Source organism: Candidatus Igneacidithiobacillus taiwanensis (assembly GCF_031962545.1).
GTDB classification, from domain to species: Bacteria; Pseudomonadota; Gammaproteobacteria; order Acidithiobacillales; family Acidithiobacillaceae; genus Igneacidithiobacillus; species Igneacidithiobacillus taiwanensis.
In genome coordinates this window covers 1-3,126 of the sequence record NZ_JAVRKK010000197.1, presented here as the reverse complement: position 1 = coordinate 3,126, position 3,126 = coordinate 1, and the positions used below count along the sequence as shown (strand labels likewise).

Annotated in this window: 5 protein-coding genes; 3 read left to right on the top strand and 2 right to left on the bottom strand. The window is 57.8% G+C overall.

Going from position 1 to position 3,126, the window contains the following annotated elements:
- From RTI30_RS13570 to RTI30_RS13560, 3 genes are all read left to right on the top strand, one after another.
- Positions 1 to 390: ABC transporter permease (locus tag RTI30_RS13570; protein ID WP_312284049.1), on the top strand; the 390-nt coding region annotated here is incomplete at its 5' end.
- Complete coding sequence (locus tag RTI30_RS13565) at positions 390 to 1,499, top strand: ABC transporter permease (RefSeq protein WP_312262860.1); 1,110 nt, start codon at positions 390 to 392, stop codon at positions 1,497 to 1,499. The genes RTI30_RS13570 and RTI30_RS13565, both read left to right, overlap by 1 nt.
- A gap of 8 nt (positions 1,500 to 1,507) precedes the next feature.
- Complete coding sequence (locus RTI30_RS13560; RefSeq protein ID WP_312262859.1) at positions 1,508 to 1,831, top strand: hypothetical protein; 324 nt, start codon at positions 1,508 to 1,510, stop codon at positions 1,829 to 1,831.
- 47 nt (positions 1,832 to 1,878) lie between these two features.
- Here the strand turns inward: RTI30_RS13560 and RTI30_RS13555 are convergent, their stop codons facing one another.
- Both RTI30_RS13555 and RTI30_RS13550 read right to left on the bottom strand, forming a co-directional pair.
- Positions 1,879 to 2,415 (bottom strand): acyloxyacyl hydrolase, encoded by a 537-nt coding sequence (locus RTI30_RS13555; protein WP_312284048.1) that lies wholly within the window; start codon positions 2,413 to 2,415, stop codon positions 1,879 to 1,881.
- 39 nt (positions 2,416 to 2,454) lie between these two features.
- Positions 2,455 to 3,126: 2OG-Fe(II) oxygenase (locus RTI30_RS13550; RefSeq protein ID WP_312284047.1), on the bottom strand; the 672-nt coding region annotated here is incomplete at its 5' end.

The following is a 3,126-nucleotide window of genomic DNA, read 5'->3' as shown; positions in this document are numbered from 1 at the left end:
GCGGTTTGGCTCTTTGCCGTGCCCCTGCGCGGCAGTTTTGTCGTCCTGTTACTCGCCTCGACCCTCTTCTTGCTGGTCGCCTTGGGCATGGGGCTGCTCATTTCCAGCGTGGCACGCAATCAGTTCGTGGCGGGGCAGATTGCCATCATCGTCACCTTCCTGCCGGCCTTCATCCTCTCGGGCTTCATCTTCTACATTCCCTCCATGCCCGAGGCGATTCAGGTGATTACCCACGTCGTTGCCGCGCGCTATTTCGTGAGTATTCTCCAAACCCTTTTCCTTGCCGGCGACGTCTGGCCCATCATCCTCTGGAATAGCCTCGCCCTGTTGCTCATGGCGATCTTTTTTCTGGGCGTGACTCTGCGCCGCTCCCATAAGAGGCTCGACTGATGTTGGCGCGGATCTGGGCATTGGTGATCAAGGAATTCCTCGCCATCCTGCGGGACAAAAAGAGCCGTTTCGTCCTCATCGGTCCGCCCATCATCCAACTGCTGGTCTTTGGGTACGCCGCCACCTTCGACCTCGATCACATTCCCTATGCCGTTTACAACCAAGACAGCGGCTTTGCCTCCCGCGAGCTGCTTGGCTACTTTCAGGGTTCGCGCGCCTTTCGGCAGGTAGCGACCATCACTCGCGACGGGCAGATCGCCCCTCTCATCGATCGCGAAAAGGCACTGCTGGTCTTGCAGATCGGCCCGCATTTCACGGAAGATTTGCTGCGGCACCATCCGGCTCCGGTGCAAGTGATCATCGACGGGCGCAATTCCAATACCGCCACCATTGCCCTCAATTACGTCAACAGTATTTTGCTCTCCTTTGACGAACGCTGGGCGCGGGAGCATCACTGGGGCAGCCCACCGGCGCAACTGGTCGCCCGCGCCTGGTTCAATCCCAATCTACTATCGCGCTGGTTCATCGTTCCGGGCATTGTCGCCCTGCTTACTCTGGTGGTGACATTGCTGGTGACGGGGCTCTCGGTAGCGCGGGAACGAGAGCAAGGAACTTTCGATCAGCTACTGGTGACCCCCATGACGCCCCTGGAGATCTTGGCTGGCAAGGCCTTGCCGGGGATCCTCGTGGGCGCCGTCGAAGGTACCTTCATCTCCTTGGTGGCGGTGTTCTGGTTTGGCGTGCCCTTCCTTGGTAGCGTCTTCGCCCTGATCGTGGGGATGCTGCTCTTTATTTTTGCGGCCGTCGGCATCGGCTTGATGATCTCGTCCTTGTCCATGACCCAGCAGCAGGGCCTGCTCGGCGCCTTTCTCTTTTTGGTGCCGGCCATCATCCTCTCGGGCTTTGCCACCCCCATCGCCAATATGCCGGAACTGGTGCAAGACCTCACCTACGCCAATCCTATGCGCTATTTTTTGGTGATCGTGCGCGGAGTCTTTCTGGAAGGAGACGGACTGCGGGATCTATGGAGCCAGTATTGGCCCCTGGCCATCATCGCGGCCCTGAGCATGAGTGCCGCCGCCTGGCTTTTCCGTCATCGCATGCAATAGGGGGGCGTATGTTGCGGATCTGGATCATCGAGGCAGTCATCAGTTTGCTCTTGGGTGCCGTTGTCTATCGCCTGAGTTATAGCGTCTTGCGCCACTATTGCGGTGCCTGGGTAGTGGTCCTGCTGACGGCAGTCCTACTGGGGGCAGGCATCTCGGGTGCCCTTGATCCCGCCCTATTGCACGATCTGCGCGCCAACGAAGCCCCGCCGCCCACCTGGCTTCTGCCCCTCACCCGCGCTTTGGCCTATCTCTTTGGCGCCTGGATTGTCGAACGCATCCTGCACAAACGTGAGCGTCTGGGCTTTGGGCCCAATGCCAGTCGCGGAAATTGACTTGGACGCTCTCCAAATGATGCAACCAAACAGGAGCATTCTCCTTCTTACCGTAACGCTACGGAATAGGTAACAAGGATCTCGTTTTCGCCGGGATTGCGGGTGTAAAGATCGCCATTGGACAAATGTGCGATCTTTACACCGAGACGCTGCCCAGCAGCCAATTGATACGCTAGCCCCAGCTCCAATCGAAAGAGAAAGGTACTTCCCATATTCTTGCTTTGCCCTTGACGATAGCCGCCAATCCCGGCTTCAGGGGTGAGTATCCAGTGGGGTGAGAGCAGGACATTGGCATAAACACCCCCATAACCGTCAATGCCGCCGTCGGTATTTGCCAGTAGCCCCAGTAGGTAGCCAATGCCGTAGAGACGGGTTCCGGACTGGTACTCAAGATTCAACTCCGCCGGGGTACGATTGTAGCCGTCGTCATTAACCGCGCCCACCATGTTAAATATGCCCAACCCCGCGCTCAGGTAGGGGGCACCACTCGGCATGAGCGAGAGCGCCAGCGCAGCGGGACTGAAGACAACACAGAGAGCAGTGACCGCCAATATCGGAGACCAACGAGTGGACCTTCGTATCATTTTACTCCCCCAACGGTTTTTATGGCCTGTTGAGTCTCTTCACCCCGCCAACCGGTACCCATCGGCATCCTTACCGCGCACTCGCCGCCAAAGCACCTGCGCCGTGAGTCTATTGGCAACAACAATGAAGACCTTCCGGAAATGTCCTGGCGGGCAGGTCAGTTCCTTGACGGCATGCCAGGAATGATCAGTCTGGGCAAAAAGAAAGCTGCGGTTGCCGAGTACTTGCGACGCTCCAGCCTCGCGTAGATCGGCATAATCTGGCGCCGAGTGGCGTGGCCACTTGCCATCATCATCCAAGACCAGGGTCTGGCCTCCCCAAGCCTCGTCCCAATCGGCGGGGGTATTGAAGTAAAAGATGTGGGAACCGATCTTACGCCGAGCATCGGTATGTGGTGATACTGACGCACCTCGCGGCGCATAATGCCAATGCATAGTGAAGATGATGGGGGTCCTGGAACCCAAGCCCAACATATGTCGCCAGAAGTTGCGATAGTCCTCGCCTTGTAACTCATGGAGAAACTCTCTCCATGATGGGGCCAATTGCGGTTCTAAAGCAGGCCGATATTGGAGGGCGAGGCGATCGTGACTGCGCTGGCCGTGGGCCCGTTGATACCCCATCTGCGCCTCAAAAAGTGAGGGATCAGGAAGATCGCGACAGAGCGCATCAAAGCGGTCTCGATATAGGAAATCCTGAATGGAGACCCACGG